Consider the following 26,040-nt stretch of genomic DNA (forward strand, 5'->3'; position numbering starts at 1 on the left):
AAAGAGTATAACACAGTTGTTCTATTTGGGGTTATTTTTGTATTTTTGTTTCAAATGGGATTGGTGCGCCGTTCTCCTATGTTTAATATATTTAGTGTTAAGTGTTTACCTGTAATTTTACTATTCGAAATTAATCAATTATTTCAACGTGTTACGTTATTTCTAGAATATAACGTAAATTTTACTTGACCATTAAGTTAGCTGTATCTACTGTATTACTACAGATGGTACAGTTGAGGTGTGAAACTAATCAACAAACTACAAGGCACTTATGTCAGACGTTAAAGCGGTCAATATTCATATTGCTCCAGGTGATACTCGGCCCATCTTCAAGCAAATTGTAGATGGCATCCGTATGCAGATCGCATGCGGCAATTTACCTGTGGGGGCAAAGTTACCTAGTGTCAGAGGCTTGGCTATGCAATTAACAATCAACGCCAACACTGTGGCTAAAGCCTATACCGAGCTGACTAGTCAGGGTTTAGTTGAGGCTAGACAAGGCCTAGGTTTGTTTGTCAGTCAACCACGGCAGCAGCTCAATGTTGAAGAGCAACAAAAACGCTTAGGTGATGCTGTGCAGGCGTTTGTAAATGATGTTGCCTATTTAGATTTTAGTGCCGAGCAAATGATAGAAAAGGTATCGGTGGCACTCAATCAGTTAGCTACAAATAAAGAAAATGAGACGGGAAATCATGACTAAACATTGTATTGAAACTTTTCAGTTAACCAAGACTTTCGGAAATAAAACTGCGGTTAACCAGCTAGATTTAGCCATCAAAACGGGAGGGATCCACGCGTTTGTCGGTAGTAACGGTGCCGGTAAGTCGACTCTGTTTCGGTTACTACTTGGTGTGGCGACTCCCACCTCTGGCTCAGCTGTACTATTGGGACAAGATTGTACAAATTTGAGTACTGAAGTTCGGGGTAAAGTGGGTTACGTCAATGAAGAACACACTTTACCCACCTGGATGTCAGTTGAAAAAGTGGTGGCGATGCAAAAACACTTTTACCAAAACTGGGAGCAAAACATTTATGACAGGGTGATTGGTTATTTTGATGTTGATCCGAAACAAAAGGTAGCAGGGTTATCTCGTGGAGAGCGGGCTGGATTCAATCTTTCGATGGCGTTGGCGCAAAGTCCAGAGATCCTAATCTTAGACGAACCTACATTGGGGTTAGATGTGGTGGCCAAGCAGTCATTTTTAGAAGCCTTAATGTTCACAGAAATCGAAAATGATTCGACTATCATTTATTGCTCTCATCAAATGGAAGAGGTTGAACGAGTTGCGGATAACTTAGTTATCTTGGAGAAAGGGCGTTTAATGAATAACAGTGCGCCAGATGAGTTTGTGGAGCGAATAAGAAGTTGGGTGGTAGATTTTGACGGTAAACCACTGGATAAAAATGCCGTAGACGGCTTACTCAGTGCCAAGTTAATTGATGGTCAACACCATATCGTCACCCTAGACCAAACCGATGCTTCATTTAGGCAAGCACTTAATAAACTCGGTGCTAAAGATGTGCAACCAATGGGGGTCACTTTAAATAGTGCGGTCAATGCGTTCCTAGCCAAAAATCACAATGTACCTGCCTAACGCGGCCAAAAACATTCAATTATTTAGGAATTTATCATGTTTGAATTAGCTAGAAGCGAATTTATTCGTTACCAAAAATGGGCGTTTGCAATTGCTGTATTGTTACTCGCGATCTTCGCCTTCGTGAATAAAATTAAGCCGTTGCTGGAAAACAGCGTTGCACAGTCTGCTTTAGTGAATCTTAGCTATTTTGGAGCCAGTTTACTGTTCGGTGTTCTACAAATGGCAATGCACAAGCGAACTAATCATTGGACATATTTGGTACATCGCCCCATTAGCCCCGCCAAAATCTACTTTGCGCTTTGTGGTGCTGGAGTGGTATTGCTTTTTATTGCGCTCGGCTTACCTTGGCTGATCGCGATGCTTGGGTTAGATATTTTTTCCGAAACATTGGTAGAAACTCGTCATTATTTACATGTCGCATTTTTAGTGTTTAACGCTATTTTGGTGTTTCTAATTGGTAATTTAATCGTGCTCAATGCGAGCTACGCAATTGTAGGCTTACTTATTTTATTGGTCATAATATATGTGCCAATATCCTCTAGTATTCTCATGCAGTTTTTACCTGTGATATCTCTGATTTTCGGCCTGTTGTATCTCAATATGAAGAGCTTTCAACCCGACCTAAGTCGTTATTTAAAACAACCCTTTAGTTTGGTTTTATTGAGCATTCCATTGAGTTTTGCGCTGTGGTTTTTATTGCTGATGATCTCTACTACTAGTCTTTACCATTTGCCGAAATTTATAGCGGGTACCCATCCAGATAATAATCCAGTCGACAATACTTATCGATATATTTGGCAATACGATGAGTCTGAGTTACCAGAGTATATTTTGCAGGATGTGAATACTCCACTTGCCAACAACATGATCCAGCAAGCGAAACTAGCTAAAGTAGACTATATCAGTACAGACTTTTGGCCTTTCCCTAGAAAAAATCAACTTTACGTTGACGATCTCCAATACGCCTTAACCCATAAGAAAACCCATTCTATGTGGCAATTTAGTCATAAAGACATGGTCTTAGTGGGGGTTAGCAAAAGCACAGGCAAGCGAGTAGGTGTATTGGGGCAACAAGGATTTGTAGAGAGTTTAGAAAAGGTGACTGCTCAAGACCGTTTTAAGACTGTGCCGTTTTTGTTAGGTGAGAGTCACTTTATGACGCGCACTAAGATTTATCAGGTCAACTTTAATGAAAAATCTTTGAGCAATAAATTTAGTTTAACGCAAGGTGAGTTTTTTATTGGGATCCCCAAAATACATGATAACTATATTGCGGTGGCAACAAATCAACATATTTTATTATTTGACCGATCCAGTTACCGCGATGAATACCAACAAATTCAGCCAGATTACCGTGTACCACACCCAGTCTCCTATGAAACGTTGAACGCCATTAACGCTTACAAATTAGCTGACGGTTATTTGTTTCACTACTTCGGTACTAGACACTTTGGTTTTGACCGACCAGGCGCCCAAATGTTTTATGTAAAATTGTCTGGCGAAACTTTGTATGTAGGTGGACGAGAATTTACTTCTTTCTCTCACCCTGCGTGGATACGACACGGTTTATTTGTGTTTTCGCCAGTACTTTGGGGAGCGCAAAACATACTGTTTGATTATTTAGAACCTGACATCGGTTGGTTGTCCTATGCAGAGATTCGCGAGATTAATTTTCCACAGCAGGCAATCACTGTGGCCATTGTGTTACACCTCATAAGCTTTTTCGGTGTCATCATAATGTGCCGCAGGCACCGAATGGCGCCAGCTCAGGTAGCGACTTGGGTTTCACTGTGTCTATTCTTAGGTTTGCCGGGTTTGTTAACTTGTATTTTCCTGAACCCTCTGCGAGTTGAGAAAAAGCCAATAACACCAAGTGCTGAGTCTTTAGCCGTCATCTAAAGTGATTTTGAGTTCGCTACTCGAAAACTGAGTAGCGAATTTCGCATTCGTCTGAATATTTTTAAAAGAAGTCCTCATTATGCTTTTTCGTTGTCCTTGTAAATCATGGGCTATATGCCTAACTGTTTCTTTGAGCGTAGTTTTGCCTTTTAATAGCTTTGCTGACTCAATAACTGAAGCGATTCATTACAGCGAATCTCAGCCTGTAGCGCCGTTAATACTGCGTAGTCAGTTTGTTCGATCAGCATCTATCAAAAATGAGACGCTGTCACCCAATGGCCAGTTTTTGTCTTATATACGAAAAAAGTCCAGTTATAGTGAACTTTGGGTTGTGGATCTTGTAAAGGGACAACATCGATCGCTGCTATCCGCCAAGACAATGGAGCAGGCACTCTGGTCAACTGACAGTTCGTTTGTTTTTGTACAAAACAACAACGGCATATCGGGTATAGACGTCACTCCTAATGCCTTTGCTCACTTGATAACAGAGATTGACGAGTCCAAAGATCAATATTTCTATGGAGTGGATAATAGTCACAACCGAGCGATTATCATTTCAGAAAAAAATCTAAAAACTCAACAACATCAACTTCTACGGGTCACAGTCGATGGTGCCAAAGAAGTACTGTATACCGATAAAAAGCGGGTGTTAGATTATTTGTTGGATGACTCAGGCCAGCTTATATTTATTAAACAAATAGGTGAAAAAGGTGCGGATCTTTACGACCTCAGATCGAAAAGTTCAAAGTTACTAAAACATTGCGATTGGTACGACAATTGTTCTCTGCAAAGCTTTGACCCCTTAAAAAATGCACTACTAGTTAAAGCTAGATTTACCCAAGATTTAACTTCGCTGTTTGCCATCAATACTGTTACTCAAAAGATTAGGTTGGTTCATCAAGATCCTAAGCAACGATTTGACTTAACTAAGATTTATTACGACAAGGATGATGAGGCGCGTTTAGCCTTATATCAAGACGAGTTCATTTCCCAGTATGCATTAGACTCTGTTGCCGAAAAGCAGCTGCACAAAGTACAGCAACAGTTAAGTCCTTTTACTGAGGCACACACGGTCTGGGTATTTAAACCTAGCACCAATTTTAACGTGTGGCTGGCGCTAGATATTGGCTCTAATAAATCACAGCGAAGAGCATTTGTATTTAACCATTCTAACAACAGCCTAAGTCAGCCTTTATCGCCTATTTATGCCGCGATGAAGGATCAAAAAACCAATATTCAGTTGCAGCACTTAGCCCCAAAAGTGGCTGTGAACTACACAACCAGTGATGGCATGCAACAATTTGGTTATTTGACCTTACCTTTGGGGCGAACAATCAGCGAAGTGCCTCTAGTAGTTAAACCCCATGGTGGGCCTTGGTCTCGGGTAACTGGAAATTACGATCCTACTACTCAACTAATAGCGAACCGAGGATATGCGGTTTTTGAGCCTAATTTTCGGGCTTCCACAGGAATGGGACGACACTATGTCATCTCTGCCAAACAAGATTTTGGGAACGGTAGAGTGCAACAAGATATTCTCGATGGCTTGCACTATTTGCTGTCAAAGGGAGTAGGAGATAACAGACTGTTGGCAATGTACGGACATTCATTTGGGGGATTTTCTACTTTAACTGCCCTCGCATTTACCCCAAATCTATTTAAAGTCGGCGTTGCTGGCGCACCACCTTCTGATATCGCGCAATCGGTAAAACTTATTAGTCAACAGCCTCAGAATGATAGTGATTTAGTCGGGAAATATACAATACATCAATTATCGCTCGATCCTGACGATAAAAATGCCATGTCGCGTTTTTACCAAAAATCACCTGATGCTCATTGGCAAAACATTAAACAACCTTTGTATATCATTGCAGGAGGTCGCGATCCCAAAGTGGCAGTGGCTAGAGTCAAAGATTTTAGTATTCGATTGCAACAAGCCCAGAAACCGATCAGTTTATTGGTGGATAATCTTGAAGGTCATAGCCCTGAACGAGACATTGCTCGCGAGGGCTATATGTATGTATTAGAAAAAGCCTTAGCTACACACCTTGATGGTGTGTACGAAGCGAGCCTAAGCCCTAAACTAAGCACCTATTTACAGCGTAATCTGGTTATTGACAGTAATACTATTACGCCAAAGTAATTAAACACCTAAACCGGTGCTTGATTACTTTCATGGGCAACTTCATGCTTTAAGGTCATGGCTATAAGTATAATTGAACAAATACAACCACCGACTAATAGTACAAAACCACCGTCCCAACCAAAATGATCTACGGTATAGCCAAGGGCAATATTAGCCACTACAGCGCCGCCTAGGTAGCCAAACAATCCAGTTAAGCCGGCGGCGGTGCCAGCGGCTTTCTTAGGCACCAACTCTAGGGCAAACAAACCAATTAACATCACCGGGCCGTATATTAGAAAGCCAATTGCCATTAATGCCGCGATATCCACTGTAGGGTTACCTGCTGGATTAAACCAATAGATTAATACCGCAACTAATACCAAGACCATATACAAGATGGCGGCAGGAGCACGACGTCCTTTAAACCAAGTATCACTGATATAACCGCATAATAACGTGCCAGGGATCCCAGCCCATTCGTATAAAAAATACGCCCACGAACTTTTATTGAATGAGAAATCTTTAACTTCGTATAGGTAGGTGGGAGCCCAATCTAGTACACCATAACGAATCAAATACACAAAGGCATTGGCAACGGCAATAAACCAAAGTAGCTTGTTGTTTAGTACATAAGTGAGAAATATTTCTTTGGCGCTAAATTCTTGCTCATGTGATTTGTCATAATCTTTGGGGTAATCGTTACGATGCGCTTCTATTGGTGGTAAACCACAAGACTGGGGCGTGTCTCGCAACGTAAAAAATATAAAAACTGCTATTAAGGAAGCGGCGAAAGCGGGTACGTAAAAAATGCTGTGCCATTCGTTGAACCAAGCCATGCCTAATATAGCCAGAGGCCCAATTAGGCCACCACCAATATTGTGGGCAATGTTCCATACCGAGACAATTTTGCCCCTTTCATTACCTGAAAACCAATGCACCATAGTGCGGCCACAAGCGGGCCATCCCATGCCTTGAGCCCAACCATTTAGAAACAATAATATAAATATTGCACCGATACTTTGGGTAGCCCAAGATGTAAATCCAAACACAAACATTACACCGGAAGAGATCAATAGCCCGCACATTAAAAAGTATCGAGGATTACTGCGATCAGATACGCTACCCATTATAAATTTACTGAGTCCGTAAGCGATTGAAACGGCAGAAAGAGCAATACCTAGCTCACCTTTGCTGAAACCTTGTTCTTCAATTAAGAATGGCATTGCCAAGGAGAAGTTCTTGCGTACTAAGTAGTAGCCGGCATAACCTACAAAGATCCCAATAAACACCTGCCAACGAAGGCGTTTATAGTCGTTATCTACTTGTTCTTGGGGCTTTGATGAGAGGTGTGGAGCAGGCTTAAAAATACCAAACATATCAATCTAATCTAAATGAGTTTTGACAATTAAAACAGATTATTATCGGCATATGTATCAATAATTTAATTTTAATTGACGACCTGACAATCACTTAGTTAACTGGAAATCTGTTTACTACTCTTGCACTTAGGTTTTTTCTTGTATGGTGCATGAGTACAATGAAGTGAACACTTGAATAACTGTGGATCTTTGCCAGAGTGTGAATTTTTGAGATAGCATTGATAACAGTGCTGGATTTATTGAAATAAAATTGAATTGAATAGCTAATATGAAAATTGCATATTTTGGATACGATCCGCTAAGTTGTTGTCTTGAGGTATTTTTGAGAAAAGGTTACCAATTTGCAGCCATTTATTGTGGTGAAAGTGGACCATTTACAGAAAAGATCATTGCATTTGCTACTAAACACCATATCAAGCTTTGCTTTGATAAACCTAATCTAGAGCAAGTGCGCGACTTAACAGCACAAGGTGTGGAGTTATTCTTTAGCGCTGAATATCCATGGAAGATCCCGATCCCATCTGATTTAAAATACGCCATTAACGTTCATCCCACTTTATTGCCAGAGGGGCGCGGCATGACGCCGTTACCTCATCTCATTCTTAATCAGTCAAAACACGCAGGGATCACCTTACATAAGCTCACGCAAAACTTTGATTCTGGTGACATCTTGATTCAGCAAGCGATATCAATTGACCCCCAAGAATGCTTTGATACTTTAAGTGCCAAAATATTTCGACACACACCAAAGCTATTAGAGACTTTATTAGACGATTTACAAGGTTTTTACCAGAATAGTCAAAAACAAGGGGAAGGCAGTTATTGGGCATCCATTACCCAGGCGCAGCAAAGCATTGATTGGCAGCAACCAACGGATCAAATCCTATTAAGATTGCGTGCGTTTGGCAGTTTAGGCACTTATGCAGAAATAGCAGGAAAAATCTACATAGTAACTTCAGCACAGGCAAGGACCTACCAGCACAATTATTGTGCTGGAGAGGTTGTAGTTGAAAATGAACATTACCTAACTATTGCGACAATAGATGGTGAATTGTGTATCCCCAAAAGTAAAATACGTATTTCGTCTATTATTTAGAGGTTAAATCCTCAAACCAAGTGGCGATGATTTGTCGCTCATCTTCGGTCATTTTTGTTTTATTCATCATTGGCATATCTTTAGTGACAACGGCTCGTCGATGGATCACCGCAGCGCGTTGTTCAATTTGTTGCCATGTATCAAACATTAGTCCAAGGGGCGCGATTACAAATATGTCATCGGTTGGTTTGGCAGAGTGACAGTTAGCACAATGTGCTTGCATGACATCAAAAACAGCCTGTTGCTGAGTATTAAGTGGCGCCGCAACCGCGGGGGTTGTTGCCGTTATTGAAGTTTCCGCTACTGGTGTGGTTGGAGAAGATACCCAACCAGCAATCAATACCATACCAATCGCACCGGTTATCAAAATTGATGGGCGAGAAATACCGATATGTTTCAAATTAAAATAATGGCGTATCCAAGCTGAAACTACACCAATTGCCATCAAAACTAACCATGCATTTTGATGTTGGTAGGTCATAGGGTAATGGTTACTGATCATGATAAATAATAAGGGTAGGGTGAGGTAGTTATTGTGCACTGAGCGTAATTTGGCGCCCAATCCCCAACTCGGATCAATCTCTGTCTTATTGGTTACCGCATCGACCATAAGCCTTTGGGCGGGCATTATTTTAAAGAACACATTGCCAGCCATAATAGTGCCTATTAAGGCCCCGACATGAATGAAAGCACCACGTCCACTGAACCAATGGGTGGCTAAATAACTTGCTGCTGCAATCAGAATTAAAAACATCACACCAAATACCCGAGGATATCTAGCTAAAGGACTGCGACACGCGGCTTCATAAATGAATAACCCGCCAAAAATAAGCCCTAGGCCTCGCGCTATTGCTTCTCCAGGAGTCAATTGCATCACCGAGCTATCAATTAAATAAATCGCTGCGCCATGGTAGTACACTAAGCCGAGTAGTAAAAAGCCACTGATCCAAGTTGTATAGGCTTCCCATTTGAACCAATGTAATTTCTCAGGTATGACTTCTGGTCCGTATTCGTACTTTGCCACTTCGTAAAAACCACCGCCATGAACGGCCCATAAATCACCTTTAATGCCTTTTTGTTTTTTCCAATCCGGTGGAGTACGAAGGTTATTGTCTAACCAAATGAAATAGAATGACGCGCCAATCCATGCCACACCCGCAATAACATGAAACCAGCGAAGAAATAAAGAAAGCCAATCAAGCAACATTACTGTGCTCCTTTTGTTGTGAATGTATCCGACTGATAGACTGCATTGCCGGCTACGTATGTAGCGACGATAGCGCGATCATCGGCCAGCATGCTCAGAGCAAAGAGCATATCTTGTGGTGTACGATGATGCTCAAAACGTAATGCACTGAGTTCATCGAATTCTGGATCGAGTATTACAAAATCTGCGCTAGTACCTGGATTTAAATTTCCAATTGAATCTTCTAATCCTAGGCCCACTGCAGCGCCTTGTGTCATAAGGTACAGGCCATGCATCGGATCCATTTGATTACCTTTCAATTGGCAAATTTTGTAGGCTTCGCCCATGGTTTTTAGCATACTGAAACTTGTACCACCGCCCACGTCTGTTGCTAACATAACGGGCACATCTTGCTGTTCGGCTTTAGCTAAATCAAATAGGCCGCTGCCTAAAAATAGATTTGATGTGGGGCAAAAGGCAATGCTCGCTTGGGTTTCTTGTAGGCGTTGCCATTCGCTTTGCTCTAAATGGATACCATGCCCAAACACCGAGCCTTTTCTGAGTAAACCGTAATGCTCATACACATCGAGGTAGTTTTTCCGCTCAGGAAATAACTCTTTTACCCAGGCGATTTCATTATGATTTTCAGACAAATGAGTCTGAATAAATACGTCTGGGTATTGTTGTGCAAGGTCACCTAAAGCGTGCAGTTGTTCATTGCTACTAGTAGGCGCAAATCGAGGCGTTATCGCGTACTTCAGTCGACCATTGTTGTGCCATTTTTGTATTAGCTCAGCACTGTCTTGCTGCGCACTTTGTGGCGTGTCTTGCAGCCAATCGGGGCAGTGTCTGTCCATACACACTTTGCCAGCAATCAGTAACATATCGTGGCTGGCTGCTTCTTGGAAAAGCGCATTGGCAGCTTGTTTGTGTACCGACGAATAAACCATGCCAGTTGTGGTACCGTGACGGTGTAATTGTCTGATAAATATTTTAGCAATATGGCTAGCATATTGTGGATCGGCAAATTTGCGTTCTACTGGAAAGGTATAGTCGGTTAGCCAATCGAGTAGCTGCTCTCCAAAACTTGCGAGCATTTCTGTTTGCGGGAAATGTAAATGGCTGTCGATAAAGCCTGGTAATAGTAACTTTCCTGAAAAATCATGTAATATGGCATCAGGGTACTGATTTATATGGTTTTTATAATCTCCAATGAATTCAATTTCATCGTTACGCGTAACCAAAATTCCATCTTCAAGGTAGTGGTATTGCTGTTTGGGACAGTTACTTTTATCAGGAAAATGCAATATTGAAGCTCGATAAGCTTGTGATGTATTCAATCTATATTTCTCACTAACTGCCACGGTAACTGCTAAAACCGAAAGGTGAAATTAACAGGGGAACATGGTAATGGCCGCCGTTTTCATCTAACTCAAAATGTACATCTACAAATGGATAAAATGCTTCTTTATGATAACTAAGCAAATATTCTTTGGTATAAAAACGTAAGCAATACTGACCCGCAACAAAGTTAAAATTGCGCCAGTTATTGCAGCGTCCATCGTCATCTGTTTGTGCTTCAATTACTTGGCCATTATGGGTGGTTAACTGCAGCTTCATATTGGCTGCGGGTTTTCCCAGCGTAGTGTCTAATACATGACTAGAAAGACTGATGCTCATACTATTTGTGTTCCTTTTTCTATGCCCTTTTCGAGCCTTAACAAGGTGATTTTGATTTGTTGTGCTGCTGCCAATTCAATCTCTTGCTGAGTACTATTGTTTAGCCGCAACATTAATGCATTGAGCATAGTGTCGGCGCTAAGGCCTGTGGCGCAAATAATAAAGATAAAACCGTGTTTAGCTAAATATTGGTGATTAGCTTCAGCTAAATTTTGTAATGTTTCTTTGCTCGCTTGTGCGGCGCCTTGTTGCTCGTTGCTGGCGACGTCTTTAGTGGCAGCATATTTAGCCCGCAAACTGTCAACATCGCCAATCATAGGATGGGCTTCGAATGCAGTGAGTAAGTCTTTTTCACCACACTTAGACCATATCTTTTCGGCCACATCTTTAATTTGCTCAATATCGGTAAATGGTCGCGCTTTTTCCATTGCTTGATACCAACTAGGCGCTGCACAGCAATGGCTAAACCATAGTTGTGCGTCTGATTGAGTTAACTGATTGAGGCTTTCTACTGATATCACTGCTTGGGAATTCATGATTCGGACTCTGGTTGACGCGTTAAGGATTGAATAAGTTGTTTGTTATCACGCCAAGCTTGTTGTTGCTGTTGTGTTGTTAGGGTTTTATTGTCAAGCAGTTGAATCAGCTGCGCTGCCATAGAAACTGCAACTTCGACGGGGCGTTTGCCAGGAATGCTTAATACGCCAACAGGACTAATTAAACGCTGGCTATCTTGAGCAGCAAATCCTTTGTGGGCTAACCGTGTTTTAAAACGTCTTGCTTTAGTATCTGAGCCTATCATGCCAACAAAGTCGATATCGTTGCGCTTAATCGCGGCCTCGATAATTTCAAAATCTAGTTGATGGTTATGGGTCATCACCATTATCCAAGATTTGTTGGGTAAGTTCGCAATGGTTGTGGCGGGTTGTTCGCTAAAGCGTAAATTTACGTTACTGGGTTGTTGGGCTAAGTCTTCTAGTATTTCTTGTCGATTGTCGATCCAGCTAATTTGCAAGGGCAACTGCGCTAAAATAGGCACCAATGCTTTGGATACGTGGCCAGCGCCGTATATCGCAATATGCTGCGTGTGATCTTGAAATACCTCAAACAATACATTGGTAGCGCCACCACAACACTGTCCTAACTTGCTGGACAATGGATAATGCTCAATTTTCTGCGTAGTGCTGTTTTGCTGTAGCAATTCACGGGCTTGTTTGGTTACTTCAAACTCTAAGTGTCCGCCGCCAATGGTGTCGAACGTTGTGTCATCACATACCAGCATTTTACTGCCACCGTTTCTGGGGGTTGAGCCTGCGGTGGCCAACAATGTGACTAACACATAACTTTTACCTTGTTGTTGGCACTGATTTAACGCGTCGTACCACGTTTTAATCGGTAGACTCATGCTTGCTTCTCAACCCAAGTCTGCGCTTGTTCGATGGCGTTATAGACTTTTTCAGGTGTAGCGGGAGGATGCAACACGGGATCAATCTGATAATCAGTTATACTGGAAATCGCGTCTTTTAAGGCACACCAAACAGAGTTAGCTAACATAAAAGGCGGTTCACCTACTGCTTTTGAGTGATAAATGCTGTCTTCGTCATTCGCTCGAGGATACAAATCCACGTTAAATATTTCTGGGGTATCACCGATAGCCGGTATTTTATAAGTGGCGGGATTATTACTTGTCAGTTTACCCGTATCGTCCCACAATAATTCTTCACTGGTTAACCAACCCATACCTTGAATAAAACCACCTTCAATTTGGCCTATGTCTATGGCTGGATTCAAACTTTTACCCACATCGTGCAGTATATCGACCCTGTCAACTTTGTATTCACCTGTTAAAGTGTCAACAGATACTTCTGAACAGCTGGCACCGTAGGCAAAATAGAAAAACGGTCTGCCTTTACCTGTGTTGCGATCGTAGTGAATTTTTGGGGTTTTGTAGAAACCTGTTGCAGAAAGGGATATTCGCTTCATATAGGCTTGCTGAATTAACTCAGCAAAGGCGATTTGTTCGTCGCCTAGGACCACATACTGTTCGGTGAAAACAACTTGTTTAGGATCACCTTTTACTTGCTCTGCATAAAAATCAGCGAGTCGGTGTTTTATGGCCAAACACGCATTTTGAGCAGCCTTACCATTTAAGTCAGTACCGCTAGATGCTGCTGTAGGCGAGGTATTAGGCACTTTATCGGTTCGAGTCGATGTGACTTCTACATGAGACAAGGGAACACCAAACTCATTTGCAACTATTTGCCCAATTTTGGTGTGTAGTCCTTGTCCCATTTCGGTACCGCCATGATTAATCTGCATGCTGCCATCGGTATAGATATGCAGTAATGCTCCGGCTTGATTAAGATGTTTTGCGGTAAATGAAATCCCAAATTTAACGGGGGTTAGGGATAAGCCCTTCTTAATGAGCGGACTGCTTTTGTTGAATTCCGTAATTTGCTTACGGCGCAATTGGTAATCGCAAGACGCTTCTAATTTATCAATGAGATCAGCCAATAGATTGTGTTCTACCTGCATCCCATATTGCGTGGTGTTTCTGTTGTCTTTTCCATACAAGTTAAGTTTACGGACAGCTAAGGGATCTTTACCTAATTTTCGAGCAATAGCGTCCATCATGGCTTCTGCTACTATCATGCCTTGGGGACCACCAAAACCTCTATAGGCAGTGTGAGACACTTGATTGGTTCTACATCTGTGGCCCTCAATATAAGAATCAGCTAGAAAATAGCCATTATCAGCGTGAAACATCGCTCTATCGACTATGGCGTTGGACAAGTCTGGCGAATGCCCACAGTTGCCGTTTATCTCCACATGAGTGGCTTGGATCAATCCTTGATTATCTGTTGCTACTTTAAAGCGGTTTTCGAAAGGATGACGTTTTCCGGTTACCATCATGTCTAACATCCGCGGTAGCCTGAGTTTGACTGCTACTTTGTTTCGGCTCGCCAAAATTGCGGCTATACATGCCCACTGCGCGGCTTGGGTTTCTTTACCGCCAAATCCACCACCCATACGGCGCATATCTACCACCACTTTGTGAAGTTTGATATCTAACACTTCTGCAATGAGTTTTTGTACTTCACTAGGGTGTTGGCTAGATGTGTATACCAAGATACGGTCTTCTTCTTCAGGGATAGCCATAGATACTTGCCCCTCAAGATACATATGCTCTTGGCCACCAATCAACATTTTGCCTTCGATCTGAATCGGACTTTGTTGATAACTCGTTTCAAAATCACCGCTATGCATAAAATGTGGCGGATGAACGAAGTTGTCTTGTGCTTTGGCTTGTCCAACGCTCAAACAAGCTTGAGATTCAGCAATAGCAATTTTCGCTTTTAATGCCGCTTGACGAGCTAAGGTTACACTGCTCGCTAAAACCGCAAATATTGGCTGACTGTGATACAAGATCTCAGAGTTAGCCAGCAACGGATCTCCGGGGTAAACCGGACCAATATCTATATGACCGGGAATATCCTCGACAGTAATAACGTCTATTACACCTGCACTACTTTTGACTTGTGATAAGTCGATAGAGGTGATTGTTCCCGCAGTGACAGGACTTACACCTATGGCAACATGATGCAGATTTGTAGCCTCAGGCATGTCATCTACGTAACGTGCTTGACCACTTACCTGACGCGCCGCGCTTTCGTGTTTATGGGATTTCCCAGCAGCGCCTTGCATAGCAGTGTCAATTCCTGGTTGCTCAATTAATTTACGCATCAGGCATCTCCGAAGTGGCTGAAGGAATGTGTACAATTCGCGTTTCAATTTTTTGGGTGCTCTGGTTGGTTTCTAACCAAAATCGTTTCCATAAATTACACAGCATGGCAATTCGATAGCTTTTGCTGGCTCGCACATCATCTAGAGGCGAAAACGCTTGTTTAAGTATCTCGTTGCCCGTTTCAAAGGTTTTTTTACTTGACCAAAGTTCGCCATTCAGGGCTTCGCTTAGCGCTGTTACTGATGCAGGAATCGCTGCAACACCACCAACCCCGTTGTTAATGCTGTGTACTTTTCCATCAATGATTTCGGCATTAAACACCGCACATACAGCAGAAATATCATCTTCGTAACGTTTAGATACTTTATATGCGCGAACGTAATTATTTTGCGCGGTGAAGGGAATAAAGATTGCCTCTATCCATTGTGATGGTTTTAATGCAGTCTTTCGATAGTCTAAAAAGAACTCGCTTGCTGGGATGATTCTTTTTTGTGCGCCATCGTCTATATGGATCTTAGCGTTAAGTGCCAATAGTGCCGGCGGCATATCTCCGATGGGAGAAGCATTGGCGACATTGCCACCCAGACTCGCTTGATTGCGAATAGGTGTGGCTGCAAAACGCCATAACAATTCCGATAATTGCGGAAAATGTTGAAGCAGCTTTGATTCAAGCTTACCCAAGGGTAGGGCCGCACCAATTAATAAACCATGCTCGTTTTCAGTCAGTTCATTTAATTCCGGCACCGCACTTAGTGCAATCAGCTTTTCGTAGGTTTTGAGTTGTTGAGTCACTTGTAATGCTAAGTCTGTACTACCTGCAAACACGTTTGCGTCAGGATATGTCGCTCTAGCTGACGCTAGAGCTTCTCTAGAGGTTGGCACTATTAAATTCGAAGTGCTGATATTCTGCTTGGTAATGTCTTTTAATCGATTGATGGTTTCAGGTTCTACTTTTTGAAACTTATCGACTATCTTGTTTTCACAGGCTTTTAACGTGGCGTCGATTATAGGTCGATATCCAGTGCATCGACATAAATTTCCTGAGAGTGCTTGAATCACGCCTTCGCGATCGGGTTGCGTGGGACTTTGGTACAAAGCAAACATCGACATGATAAAACCAGGTGTGCAAAATCCGCACTGGGAACCATGATGTTCAACTAAACTTTGTTGCACTGGATGTAATTTTTTCTGTTCGGATAAGTGTTCAACACTGATTAATTGTTTGCCATGCAATGCAGATAAAAAAGTCACGCAACTGTTAATGGCTCGATATTCAAGGCTATCATTTGTATTCTTGCCATGATTCACCACCTCAGCCAATACCACGGTACAAGCCCCACAATCTCCCGACGCACAGCCTTCTTTGGTGCCCGTGAGTTTTTGTTGATCGCGCAAATATTCAAGTAAAGTTAAGTCAGCTTTAGTTTGATCTATGTGAGTGATTTCATTGTTAAGCAAAAAGCTGATCATGTGGCGCCCCAAAATGGAATTGTATCGTCATTTTATCCGACTAGTGGTGTCAATTACAATAAAAACTAGACTATTTGGTCAAGTTTTTTGTGGTTATCAAAAACAATTCTTGTATGATTGACTTAAACCAGAAGTTGTCTTTGATTTACGGTTTAGTTTTTATTGATGAAAGCAATTAAAATGCCGATCGTTATAACAATAGTCATTTTGTTTTGCTGTCATGATTCTAGCAATCCCTAAGATTGGGTGATATTTTTGTGTCTACAGATAGAGTTTGTAAATATTTTACTTAAAGGGAAACCAAATAATAAATGTCTGCCAGTACGAATTACAAAGAACTAAGCATTGGTGAGCTTAACCGCAACAAAATACTCAATGCCGCTGAAAAGGAGTTTGCATTGCACGGGTTTAAAGGCGCACGTGTTCAGGCAATAGCTGACAGAGCACAATTACCTAAAACCAATGTGCTTTATTATTTTAAATCTAAAGAGTCGTTATATTTAGCGCTGTTGGAGGATATTCTTCGATTATGGAATAGTCGCTTTGATGAAGCGACTGTGGGAGATGATCCCGCTGAAGTGTTGGCGCATTACATCGCGGATAAAATGGAAATATCTCGTTGTCGCCCTTATGCATCCAAAATGTTTGCACTAGAAATAATCAATGGTGCACCTAATTTAAACGAATTTTTCAAAGATCAACATGCCTCTTGGATGGCTGGACGAGTTGATGTGATTAAACAATGGATTGATCAGGGCAAGTTAGCCGCTACTGATCCCCATTATTTGTTATTCAATATTTGGGCAACCTCACAACATTATGCGGATTTTTCTGTGCAAATTAATGAACTAAGAGGCAAACCCATGACTCAAAGCGATTTTGCTGAAGCGACAAATAATTTGATTAAGTTGATACTGACTGGTTGCGGATTAACTGTTCCATCAAAATTTGAATAAGGTGCCTTATGAGACACGCATATCCAAGAGATTTAACTGGTTACGGTCAGTTTCCTCCTCACCCTAAATGGCCTAATCAGGCGAAAATTGCGGTGCAATTTGTACTTAACTACGAAGAGGGCGGAGAAAACTGTGTATTACATGGTGATGATCAGTCTGAAACGTTTCTGTCAGAGATCATTGGTGCTCAGGCTTTTTCAGATAGACACTTAAGCATGGAGTCTATGTATGAATACGGCAGCCGTGCAGGCTTTTGGCGACTGTATAATTTGTTTGTGCGGTATAAGTTACCCATCACCGTATTTGGCGTCACAATGGCACTGCAGCGAAATCCTGAAGCAGTAGCCGCCATGAAAGAGGCAAACTGGGAAATTGCTAGTCACGCTATGCGGTGGATTAGTTTTCAAGATATGCCTGAAGCCCAAGAAAAGAAGATGATTAATGCAGCGGTGCAATTGCATCAAGCTATCACTGGTACTAAGCCACGTGGTTGGTATACAGGTAGAACGAGTCCTAACACCCTAAAACTCATAGCTGATCGTAATGATATTTTATATTGCGCTGATTCCTATGCAGATGATCTCCCTTATTATGACACTCAGTACTCGTCACCCTTGTTAATGGTGCCTTACACCTTAGATACTAACGATATGCGCTTTGCCACCCCGCAAGGTTTTAATAGTGGAGAGCAGTTTTATCAGTATCTTAAAGACGCTTTTGATGTGTTGTATGCCGAAGGTGAAACTGCGCCAAAAATGTTGTCGATTGGGTTACACTGTCGAATTATAGGCCGTCCCGCGAGGATGGCTGCGTTGCAAAGGTTTATTGAATATGTACAGAGTCACGATCAAGTATGGTGCTGTACTAGAGAGCAAATTGCCTTGCATTGGAAACAGAATTTTCCGCTATAAAACTCACAATTCCCACCTATAAAATCACAAATCAACGACATAAAACCGGCTTAGTAGACTCACCAATAGGTCGGTTTTTTCATATCATTACCGCTTCATTATCAGTGTTAGTATCGGCATTCATTACGGATTAGTATTACACCCACTAATTCGATTGCTATATGCCCTAATTTCATAGGGCTTTTATCTTGCCTATTTTATCGAGAAAACAGATTTTGCAATCTATGCGCCTTTGATAGGCCTAGTACTATTGATCATACAGGGTTCGGCAATTTTACCTATACCTAACCTGAGATCGGGTTAAGACGTAACGCGTCCTATGAAGTCAATCTAATAAAAACAATAGGTTATAATCTTACTATTTATCTAGCCGCCAATTTAATGCATCCAGTGCTGGACGGTATTTTGAGCCACTTCCCTCTAACAATTATGCCCCAATGAGTAAATTGTTGAGGGAAGCAGTGTTAAGCCCTTTAATTTAGGTTATTTCAAATCTAACACGTATCGCAATACAAATACTGCTGCCATAACATAGGTGATTAAAGTGACCTGTTTATACCTCGCGGTACCCAACATTATGCCTACATAGGTAATAAACCCTAGGGCAATACCCTCACTAATACTAAACGTCAGTGGCATCGCTAGAAGCGCTACTGTAGCAGTTGCCAGCGCCGTAAGATCATCAAAGTCGAGTTGTCTAAAAGAGTCCATCATGAGTATTCCTACCATAATTAGTGCAGGTGTGGTTGCCATCAATGGGATAACTTTCATTAAGGGGGTGAGAAACAATGCCAACATAAAACACAGCGCAACAAATACTGAGGTGAGCCCCGTTCTGCCACCAGCTGAAACACCCGCTGCTGATTCTACATAAGAAGTCACAGGAGAGGTTCCTACGGCGGCGCCCACAACACTTGCCACGGCGTCGGCGGTCATCGCCTTGCCCATTTTAGGAAGTTTACCTTGTTTATCTAAAAGATTTGCTCTGCGAGACACGCCAATTAACGTGCCTATGGTATCGAACATATTAACAAACAGAAGTGCAAATATTAGGTCCCAAGTCTGCGCAAGGTTTTCAATGGGGTACATAATGTCCATAGCAAAAAATGTGTTGCTTATGCTATCTGGGAGACCAACAAACTGATCCGTATGTTGGGTAAGGTATCCGTCTCCACTTGGAATAAATGCACCCGCTACACTTAACACTATGACAGAAATTAGGATAGCCCCTGTGACTTTTCTTATTACCAACACAATAGTTAATATAATGCCAGCTAAGGCCAATAGCGTTGCTGGTTCAGACAGATCACCAATTGACACGAAAGTAGCGGGGTTATCTACGACTAATCCTGCATTTTTTAACCCAATAAATGCGATGAATAAACCGATACCACACTGCACACCAATTTTGAGGGCTGCTGGAATCGCTTCGGCAATCTTGGTTCTTACCCCAGTAAGAGATAGAATTAAGAATAAAATTCCGTTCCAAAACACTATGCCTAGGGCTGCATCCCATGGAATTTCTCGCGTTAAACAAATGGTAAAGGCAAAAAATGCATTAAGCCCCATTCCTGGTGCCATCGCGATAGGGTAGTTGGTCATATAGGCCATTAATAATGAGCCCAGACACGCAGCTATTGCAGTCACTGTAATGAGTCCTGCGATTGGCATACCACCGGCACTTAATATGCTTGGGTTCACTACTAACACATAAGACATAGCTGCAAAGGTGGTCAACCCAGCAATAAATTCAGTTTTAAGGTTAGTGCCTTTTTCTTTAAGTTTAAAAACGTGATCGAGAAAATTAGTCATACTTAGCGCTCTGGTTTTGATGTGACATTATTTTTATAATTTTATTTTACTAGTGTAATTTACAAGCATTGTGCAAAAAGCTGACCATTTAGTCTGGCTTTGGTCTGATTTATGCTGGTAACATAGGTTAGATGGTATCTGACGAGGATATAATTTTATATATTTTTACACTAGCCCTTTGTTTTGATGCCAATAATTCGAGAATATGAGGTTAGCTTCATTAATATTGCACCAACATTTAGCTAAGTTACTTGTTTTGGTGCAGACAACAACAATAATTTATCAACAAATCCAACGTAATCAGGTGGAAAATGACCAAAAATGAGTTGAAGCAATGGATTGCTGAGTTACCGAAGGTAGAGTTACATCTGCATATTGAAGGGTCGTTAGAGCCTGAATTAATGATGACGCTAGCAGAAAAACACCAAGTAGCCTTACCTTACGCAAATATCGAACAGGTGAAAGCGGCCTATGACTTTAACAATCTACAGAGCTTTTTAGATCTGTATTATTTGGGCGCGTCGGTTCTTAAAGAGGAAGACGATTTCTATCAATTAATGTGGAGTTATTTACTTAAATGTAAGGAAGACAATGTTGTACATGTCGAAATTATGTTTGACCCACAAACACACACTGAGCGTGGTATTGGTTTTGATATATTTATGCCTGGGTTTATACGGGCGATGCAACAAGCCAAACAAGAATGGGGGCAGTCATCTTTACTGATCATGTCGTTCTTAAGACATTTATCGGAACAAAGTGCCATAGAAACCTTAGAAGCTGCCACTCCTTATCTAAGTGATATCACCGCAGTAGGATTAGACAGTGGTGAATTAGGTAATCCCCCTGAGAAGTTTACTCGGGTTTTTAACAAGGCCAAAGCATTAGGCTTGAAACGGGTAGCCCACGCAGGGGAAGAAGGTCCGGCCGACTACATTTGGGGAGCGCTTAATGCCTTGGACGTACATCGTATTGATCATGGCGTGCGTAGTATTGAGGACCCGAAATTAATTGAATTTTTAAGCCATTCGCAACATCCACTTACCGTGTGTCCGTTATCGAATACTAAGTTAAAAGTGTTTCAACATATGCAGCAGCATAATGTATTGGAATTGCTTGATTTGGGGTTAATGGCGACTATTAATGCCGACGATCCCAGTTATTTCGGGGGCTATTTAAATGACAATTTTTTTGCAATTATCGATCATTTACCTATTGAAAAACATCATTTAGAACAGTTAGTAAAAAATAGTTTTAACGCTAGTTTTATGGCGTCAGAGCGCAAAATACATTGGTTGGATAAATTGGCACGGGTGTGAAACGGGTCTGCAAAGAATGAAATTGGGCTTAGCTTAGATAGTACTAAGCCCTGAAGCCTTATTATTGACATTTATGTTGCGATGCCATCGCAATGACAAGCCGCATTGCTTCGTCTTTGCTAAATCCACTTTCGATTAACGCTTGATAATGTTTACGCAACAATTCTGCTTGAGCTTTTACCAATTTTGTATCACTCAAGGCCGTGACTTCATTGAGTAATTGTGCGGATAATTGCTGATTCATAAAATTAAGTGGGTCTTGTTCTTGAGCACTAATTTTGACTGAGTAAAACGTGACGGCAAGAAAAGACCACAAGACAACAATTGAAATACCAAGACGTTTCATATTGATTTACTCGCTTAATTGATTGAATCGTTAATTAAAAGTTGACTACGCCACAGGATGCGGCTGTAAAGTCGACCCGTTACTCGCGACTAAGTTCAGTCACCAATTGCTTATGCTTTGGAAACAACGCTAAAAGCTTAGCTCTTTGACCCAATTGCATATCAGCATATTCAAACCCCGGTGCCACTGCTTCTCCAATCAATCCATATCCATACTTTCCATCAACGGGTATTTTCGACGCTTTCCATGTGCCACCTTTAACCATCATTTGCATTTGATGACCAGCAGTCGGATCAGGCCCTAGAACGATGGTTTCTAAATCACCATTTGGAAGTAACATATAGTAAGTAATAGGATCTCCGGTATGAAAATAGTGCATGATATCTGACCGATTCATATGGAAATGACCAATGGGAGACTCTTTGCTCAGCAGGTAATAAATGCTGGTCATAGTCACTCTATCGCCAATATCTGTCGTGATTTTAGGACGGTGATTTGCCTTAAAGGTTTGTCGAAAATAGCCTCCTTCGACATGGGCTTCTAGGTTGAGTGATGCTGCGAGTTCCGCCGCCGTTAACATTTTGTGGTTATTTGGAGCACCGGAATGCTGCGTAGTTTCGGCTGATTTTTGCTGCGTTTGGATTAATGGTTGCTGCTTAACACTGGTTTCAGTTTCCAATACTTCATAGGGTAGAGCGGTTTGGTATGCTGACCAATTAGCCACTATAGTGTCAACTACTTTACTGCCTACCAAATAAGCAGATTCGAGCGCAGATTGCATGCCCGCATAACCATTTTCGCCGCTTTCTGCTTTTAGATTCTCAATAGAAGACATGTCAGGGGGAGGCATTGAATAATTACTGCCAGTGCGCAGCACCATAAATCGAGATTTATCCACTTTGTTGGCATTGTCTAAATAAATCATGGATTGAAAACTGCCGGTATCTTCCATACCTGAACTTACAAAATTGCCTTGACCTGCTGTCCAATAGTGGGTCCAGTCATTTGCCCATTGTGTGAGTAACTCTCCGTGCCAAAAAGTCGAAGCCGCTAAATGTTCGCCTTTTAATACAAAAGGTAGTTTTTGGGCGTTAGGATAACCGATGTATTTGTCACGTAACGCCTGCATCATTGGATAATCGTTTAGTTTAACGTTTTTGGTCAGTGTGTAGGCCCATTCGGTTAACTCAGGGTTAAGTTGATATACTTCTCCGTTAGTTGATTGTCCGTGTCGATTGAATTGATTGGGATCTATGGTCTGATTCTCTAACAATGGGTCAGTGGTAAATAGCGGAAAGTAACCACTTGTCCATTCATCAGGTATTTCTCTAGCGTCGATTTGATGGGCTAAGTCACCATCTAACAACCATGTGGACCATACCGCCGAACCAATAGATGCATCAGCGGGGTCTAAGCCTGCTATCCCAGCCACTAGCCAATATGCTTGGGTCAAGTCAAATCTCGGATCTAACCCTAGTGCCATAATGGCCGTGGCCGCTTTTGCTGTGCCCATGCCGGTCACTATGCCCATTACGCCAGTATTGGGGTTAATACAAATATCATGGTGGGAAACAGCAAAGGGCAAACAGGTCTGTAATTTTTGCCCTGCTTTCCAGAGTTGGAATTCTCCAGGTTTATCGTCTTGGTCTGCGCCAATTTCAAACATAGTGACAACGACCACTTTAATTTTAATTGGTGGCGCTAGACTATTTTGATGTTGAACAGGAACGCTTGTTTCAGCGCAACTTGCCAACAAGGTGAATGCGGATAACACAAAGAATTTGAAACGTAATAATCGGGTAAACATAGTTTTTTCTGCCAATAAAAAAGGGTAAATACATTACGTATTTACCCTATATAGTATTTTGATAAAAGGATATCAGAATTTGTAGCTGAACTTCGCTTGATAGCTGGTCGGCAATTCTGGTAATACAATTTGTGCACCGAACAAATCTGGGAAGTTTGCGCGATAGTATTTTTCATCAGTTAAGTTCTTAACTGAAAGATTAGCTGACCAGGTATCTGTTGTGTATGAAATACCAGCATTAACAAGAGTATAGGCCGGTAAACTTACACTCTTAGAAAAGCCTGAGTAGGTTGAATCAGCACGAATAACACTAGTGTTGATAGTAAATCCATTTTGGAAATCGTAAGTTGCAGTGGCAGTATAGATGTTTTCAGGAATACCTTGCTTACGTGCATCTTCGATAGTTCCACCATCTGCTGCACTAGGTATCAGGGTTAAACCAATAGGGTTACCACCAAGCACTAATGACGGATCTGTTAAGCTTGTTAAGTCTTCCAGTCCTAAGAAACCAAATAGTGAACCACCTTCACCGTTATTCCATGCTGTTAAGTTATACACTTTCATATTGGTATAACCGGCTGTAACCACTAGTTGATCGTCAACCACCCAACGAAGTTCAATCTCAGTACCTTCGTTTAATGTAGTTGCATTGGTTACTATGGCTTGGGCATTAAAGTCGGTTCTTTCTTGTTCATATGACGCTATAGCAAAGTACAAGCTATCATCTAAGAATGATCCTTTTACACCAAATTCTGTTAGTGTCGATGTATCAAATGCGCCATTAAAGGAATTACCTTCGTCATCAATCAGTTGTCCATAACCAATTTCTGCCCCTTGACCCGCTACGATAGTTGCTTGTTCAGCTTGGGTAAAATAGGGAATTAGGCCAAACTCAAACTTGTATGAAATACTCGCATTCCATGAAGTACCACTAAAGGTATCTTCAGCAGTCGCAACTGGTACTTTGCTCAATAATAAATCACCACGAGTTGTTGTTTTAACGTCTATGCTGTCGTATCGCACGCCTAATACAATGTTAAGCCCAAAATCCCAAGTTAGGTCAGTCATAGCCGCGATACCCAAATCGGTATAGTGACCTACATCATAATTATCGAAATTATCATTGATACGCGTTGACAATTGACGTTTGTCCAATGCCGTAGAAGGTCCCGTTAGGTCGCGACGGTTGAAATATTCATAGGTGAAATCGTCAGCATGCATAAATTCTGTGTGGCGAATTGACGGTGACAACTGTACTTGAGCGACAAAAGACTCGGTCTCGTACATATTCGCAAACACCAATTTGTTTTCAATGACTGAACTGTCATGCATTTGCGAGAAGCCATACGCATTTTCATTGAGATTGTCGTATGCTTCGTAGAATAACTGGTTTTTGATTTCCCAGCCGCTATCTGTGTAATACATTATGTCGAAATACAAGGTATCCACAGTGTTGAGTAACACGTCATCTGAAGAAACGAGAGTTTGGTTACCTTTTAATGTAGTGGTACCAGGGTTATCTAGTTGCATTAATTCAGTTGCGTCGGCATCGGTGAACCCTGGTGCATAAGCATAGAAAAAGCCTGCTCCAGCAATGTTTACCGCACCATATTCATCATGAGAGATTAAACCATCGTTGTCAGTATCTAGGGGTTTTGCGGTACCGGTAATGTAAGTGCCGTTGTCAACTAAGTCTTGAGTTAAACGGTTCCAACCTGCGACTTGGTTACCGTCGTATAGGTGGTGCATGCCTCCCATTTCAAATCGTAAATTGTCAGTAACATCGATATTAAACGAGCCCTGTAATATCGTTTGGTCTGTGCCACTGTTGTCGTAATAACTTCCTGAGTTTTCGACTTCACCGTATAAGTAAAACCCACCTTTTTTATCACCAATTGAAGCTGGTCCGCCTACCTCAGCAGTTAATACGCTTTTATCCCAGCTACCGCCAGTGTATGAGATAGCACCAGCATTTTCATCTAGATATTGACCGCGACTCGCACTGGCTGATTTGGGGTTAAAGTTTAGATAACCACCAATTTTGGCGGGTCCATAAATAGGTGAAGCAGGACCTCGCACTATATCGATTCGGCTAGATGCGCCAATAGGAGTAGGGTAGTTACCAGGGTTGTCTAAGCGCTTAACGCCACGAAAGTATGCTTCACCTGGTGTACCACGCACGTCTAGCGAGCCTGCAACACCAAAAAATGATTGGGTATAAGTACCGGGTGCAAATGCAACCAGTTCATCGATATCGCCAATAGAAAACCTTTCTAATTGTTCTTCACTGATAGTTGAAGCTGAACGAGGTGTTTCTAGAATTGATTTGCCAAAGCCAAATACTGCTTCAACATCTTGTCCCGGTAAGCTACCTAATGAGCCTGTTACTTCAATCCGTTCAAGATCCTCAGTTTCAGTTTCTTGGGCTATTCCCTGAAGCGGTATTAAGGTGGCCAAGCTTATAGCAACGGCTTTAGCTAGTGGATTAGTTATAAAAGTTGGTTTTGTCATTCTAGTGATCCCAGGTAGTAGCTTGGCTATTAGTTGCTAGACTCTTTGGCCTAATCAACCCATAGTTTAGTTTTTTAAGTTTTATGTGTATTGAAACTATTTTTGCATGAACGATGCCAAGATCTTGTCCAACTGGTCTGGTTCTGAAGTTATTATCTAATTCATTGAAAAGATTAAATATTTTTTTATTGTCAGGAGAT

The 26,040-nt window shown here is 41.6% G+C and carries 20 protein-coding genes; 8 read left to right on the plus strand and 12 right to left on the minus strand.

Translation table 11 applies throughout. The annotated features are described in order from the left end of the window. Window positions 1–271 precede the first annotated feature (271 nt). The 4 genes from ABJK37_RS11530 (at window position 272) to ABJK37_RS11545 (ending at window position 5,640) form a co-directional block, all read left to right on the plus strand. Complete coding sequence (locus ABJK37_RS11530; RefSeq protein WP_348353556.1) at window positions 272–700, plus strand: GntR family transcriptional regulator; 429 nt, start codon at window positions 272–274, stop codon at window positions 698–700. Next, a complete protein-coding gene (locus tag ABJK37_RS11535) occupies window positions 693–1,595 on the plus strand; it encodes an ABC transporter ATP-binding protein (protein WP_348353559.1) in 903 nt (300 codons plus the stop codon). The genes ABJK37_RS11530 and ABJK37_RS11535 overlap by 8 nt, the downstream gene beginning before the upstream one ends. Window positions 1,596–1,631: 36 nt before the next feature. Next, window positions 1,632–3,497, plus strand: a complete 1,866-nt coding sequence (locus ABJK37_RS11540; RefSeq protein ID WP_348353562.1) for a hypothetical protein — start codon at window positions 1,632–1,634, stop codon at window positions 3,495–3,497. A gap of 142 nt (window positions 3,498–3,639) precedes the next feature. Continuing rightward, window positions 3,640–5,640, plus strand: coding sequence for a prolyl oligopeptidase family serine peptidase (locus ABJK37_RS11545; protein WP_348353564.1), 2,001 nt, complete (start codon window positions 3,640–3,642; stop codon window positions 5,638–5,640). Window positions 5,641–5,648: 8 nt separating this feature from the next. On the opposite strand, the gene glpT is transcribed toward ABJK37_RS11545, so the two are convergent. Continuing rightward, complete coding sequence (glpT, locus tag ABJK37_RS11550; protein ID WP_348353567.1) at window positions 5,649–6,998, minus strand: glycerol-3-phosphate transporter; 1,350 nt, start codon at window positions 6,996–6,998, stop codon at window positions 5,649–5,651. 271 nt (window positions 6,999–7,269) lie between these two features. On the opposite strand from glpT, the gene ABJK37_RS11555 reads away from it, so the two are divergent. After that, window positions 7,270–8,097, plus strand: coding sequence for a formyltransferase family protein (locus tag ABJK37_RS11555; RefSeq protein WP_348353570.1), 828 nt, complete (start codon window positions 7,270–7,272; stop codon window positions 8,095–8,097). On the opposite strand, the gene ABJK37_RS11560 is transcribed toward ABJK37_RS11555, so the two are convergent. From ABJK37_RS11560 to xdhA, 7 genes are read right to left on the minus strand one after another with little or no spacing between them, the layout of a single operon-like run. Then, window positions 8,090–9,304, minus strand: coding sequence for a urate hydroxylase PuuD (locus tag ABJK37_RS11560; protein WP_348353573.1), 1,215 nt, complete (start codon window positions 9,302–9,304; stop codon window positions 8,090–8,092). The two genes, ABJK37_RS11555 and ABJK37_RS11560, sit on opposite strands and share 8 nt — an antisense overlap. Next, window positions 9,304–10,623, minus strand: coding sequence for a guanine deaminase (guaD, locus tag ABJK37_RS11565; RefSeq protein ID WP_348353576.1), 1,320 nt, complete (start codon window positions 10,621–10,623; stop codon window positions 9,304–9,306). The genes ABJK37_RS11560 and guaD overlap by 1 nt, the downstream gene beginning before the upstream one ends. A 13-nt stretch (window positions 10,624–10,636) precedes the next feature. Next, window positions 10,637–10,963, minus strand: coding sequence for a hydroxyisourate hydrolase (gene uraH / locus ABJK37_RS11570; RefSeq protein ID WP_348353579.1), 327 nt, complete (start codon window positions 10,961–10,963; stop codon window positions 10,637–10,639). Continuing rightward, window positions 10,960–11,499 (minus strand): 2-oxo-4-hydroxy-4-carboxy-5-ureidoimidazoline decarboxylase, encoded by a 540-nt coding sequence (gene uraD, locus ABJK37_RS11575; protein WP_348353582.1) that lies wholly within the window; start codon window positions 11,497–11,499, stop codon window positions 10,960–10,962. Before uraD ends, uraH begins: the two co-directional genes overlap by 4 nt. Next, entirely contained in the window at window positions 11,496–12,368 is an 873-nt protein-coding gene (gene xdhC / locus ABJK37_RS11580; protein ID WP_348353585.1) for a xanthine dehydrogenase accessory protein XdhC, read from the minus strand. Before xdhC ends, uraD begins: the two co-directional genes overlap by 4 nt. Then, window positions 12,365–14,707: a xanthine dehydrogenase molybdopterin binding subunit gene (xdhB, locus tag ABJK37_RS11585; protein ID WP_348353588.1), complete on the minus strand. Its 2,343-nt coding sequence runs from the start codon at window positions 14,705–14,707 to the stop codon at window positions 12,365–12,367. The genes xdhC and xdhB overlap by 4 nt, the downstream gene beginning before the upstream one ends. Beyond that, on the minus strand, window positions 14,700–16,178 hold the full coding sequence (gene xdhA / locus ABJK37_RS11590; protein ID WP_348353591.1) for a xanthine dehydrogenase small subunit: 1,479 nt from the start codon (window positions 16,176–16,178) through the stop codon (window positions 14,700–14,702). The genes xdhB and xdhA overlap by 8 nt, the downstream gene beginning before the upstream one ends. Before the next feature lie 311 nt (window positions 16,179–16,489). Between xdhA and ABJK37_RS11595 the strand changes: the two genes are divergently transcribed. Both ABJK37_RS11595 and puuE read left to right on the plus strand, forming a co-directional pair. After that, a complete protein-coding gene (locus ABJK37_RS11595) occupies window positions 16,490–17,134 on the plus strand; it encodes a TetR/AcrR family transcriptional regulator (protein ID WP_348353594.1) in 645 nt (214 codons plus the stop codon). Between the two features lie 8 nt (window positions 17,135–17,142). Beyond that, a complete protein-coding gene (gene puuE, locus ABJK37_RS11600) occupies window positions 17,143–18,045 on the plus strand; it encodes an allantoinase PuuE (protein ID WP_348353597.1) in 903 nt (300 codons plus the stop codon). Between the two features lie 483 nt (window positions 18,046–18,528). Here puuE and ABJK37_RS11605 read toward each other — a convergent pair whose 3' ends face one another. Further along, window positions 18,529–19,857, minus strand: coding sequence for an NCS2 family permease (locus ABJK37_RS11605; RefSeq protein ID WP_348353600.1), 1,329 nt, complete (start codon window positions 19,855–19,857; stop codon window positions 18,529–18,531). A 311-nt stretch (window positions 19,858–20,168) separates the two neighbouring features. Here ABJK37_RS11605 and ABJK37_RS11610 point away from each other — a divergent pair, with 311 nt between their 5' ends. Continuing rightward, window positions 20,169–21,176: an adenosine deaminase gene (locus ABJK37_RS11610; protein ID WP_348353603.1), complete on the plus strand. Its 1,008-nt coding sequence runs from the start codon at window positions 20,169–20,171 to the stop codon at window positions 21,174–21,176. A 61-nt stretch (window positions 21,177–21,237) separates the two neighbouring features. Here the strand turns inward: ABJK37_RS11610 and ABJK37_RS11615 are convergent, their stop codons facing one another. The 3 genes from ABJK37_RS11615 to ABJK37_RS11625 all read right to left on the minus strand — a co-directional run bounded on the left by ABJK37_RS11615 (window position 21,238) and on the right by ABJK37_RS11625 (window position 25,840). Then, window positions 21,238–21,522 (minus strand): hypothetical protein, encoded by a 285-nt coding sequence (locus ABJK37_RS11615; protein ID WP_348353606.1) that lies wholly within the window; start codon window positions 21,520–21,522, stop codon window positions 21,238–21,240. 79 nt (window positions 21,523–21,601) lie between these two features. After that, on the minus strand, window positions 21,602–23,329 hold the full coding sequence (locus tag ABJK37_RS11620; protein ID WP_348353609.1) for a cupin domain-containing protein: 1,728 nt from the start codon (window positions 23,327–23,329) through the stop codon (window positions 21,602–21,604). 72 nt (window positions 23,330–23,401) lie between these two features. Further along, window positions 23,402–25,840 carry a TonB-dependent receptor gene (locus tag ABJK37_RS11625; RefSeq protein ID WP_348353613.1) on the minus strand — a complete coding sequence of 813 codons (2,439 nt, stop codon included), beginning with the start codon at window positions 25,838–25,840 and terminating at the stop codon, window positions 23,402–23,404. Between the last annotated feature and the right edge of the window lie 200 nt (window positions 25,841–26,040).

The sequence above is a fragment of the Paraglaciecola sp. genome, from assembly GCF_039964565.1.
Lineage (GTDB): Bacteria > Pseudomonadota > Gammaproteobacteria > Enterobacterales > Alteromonadaceae > Paraglaciecola.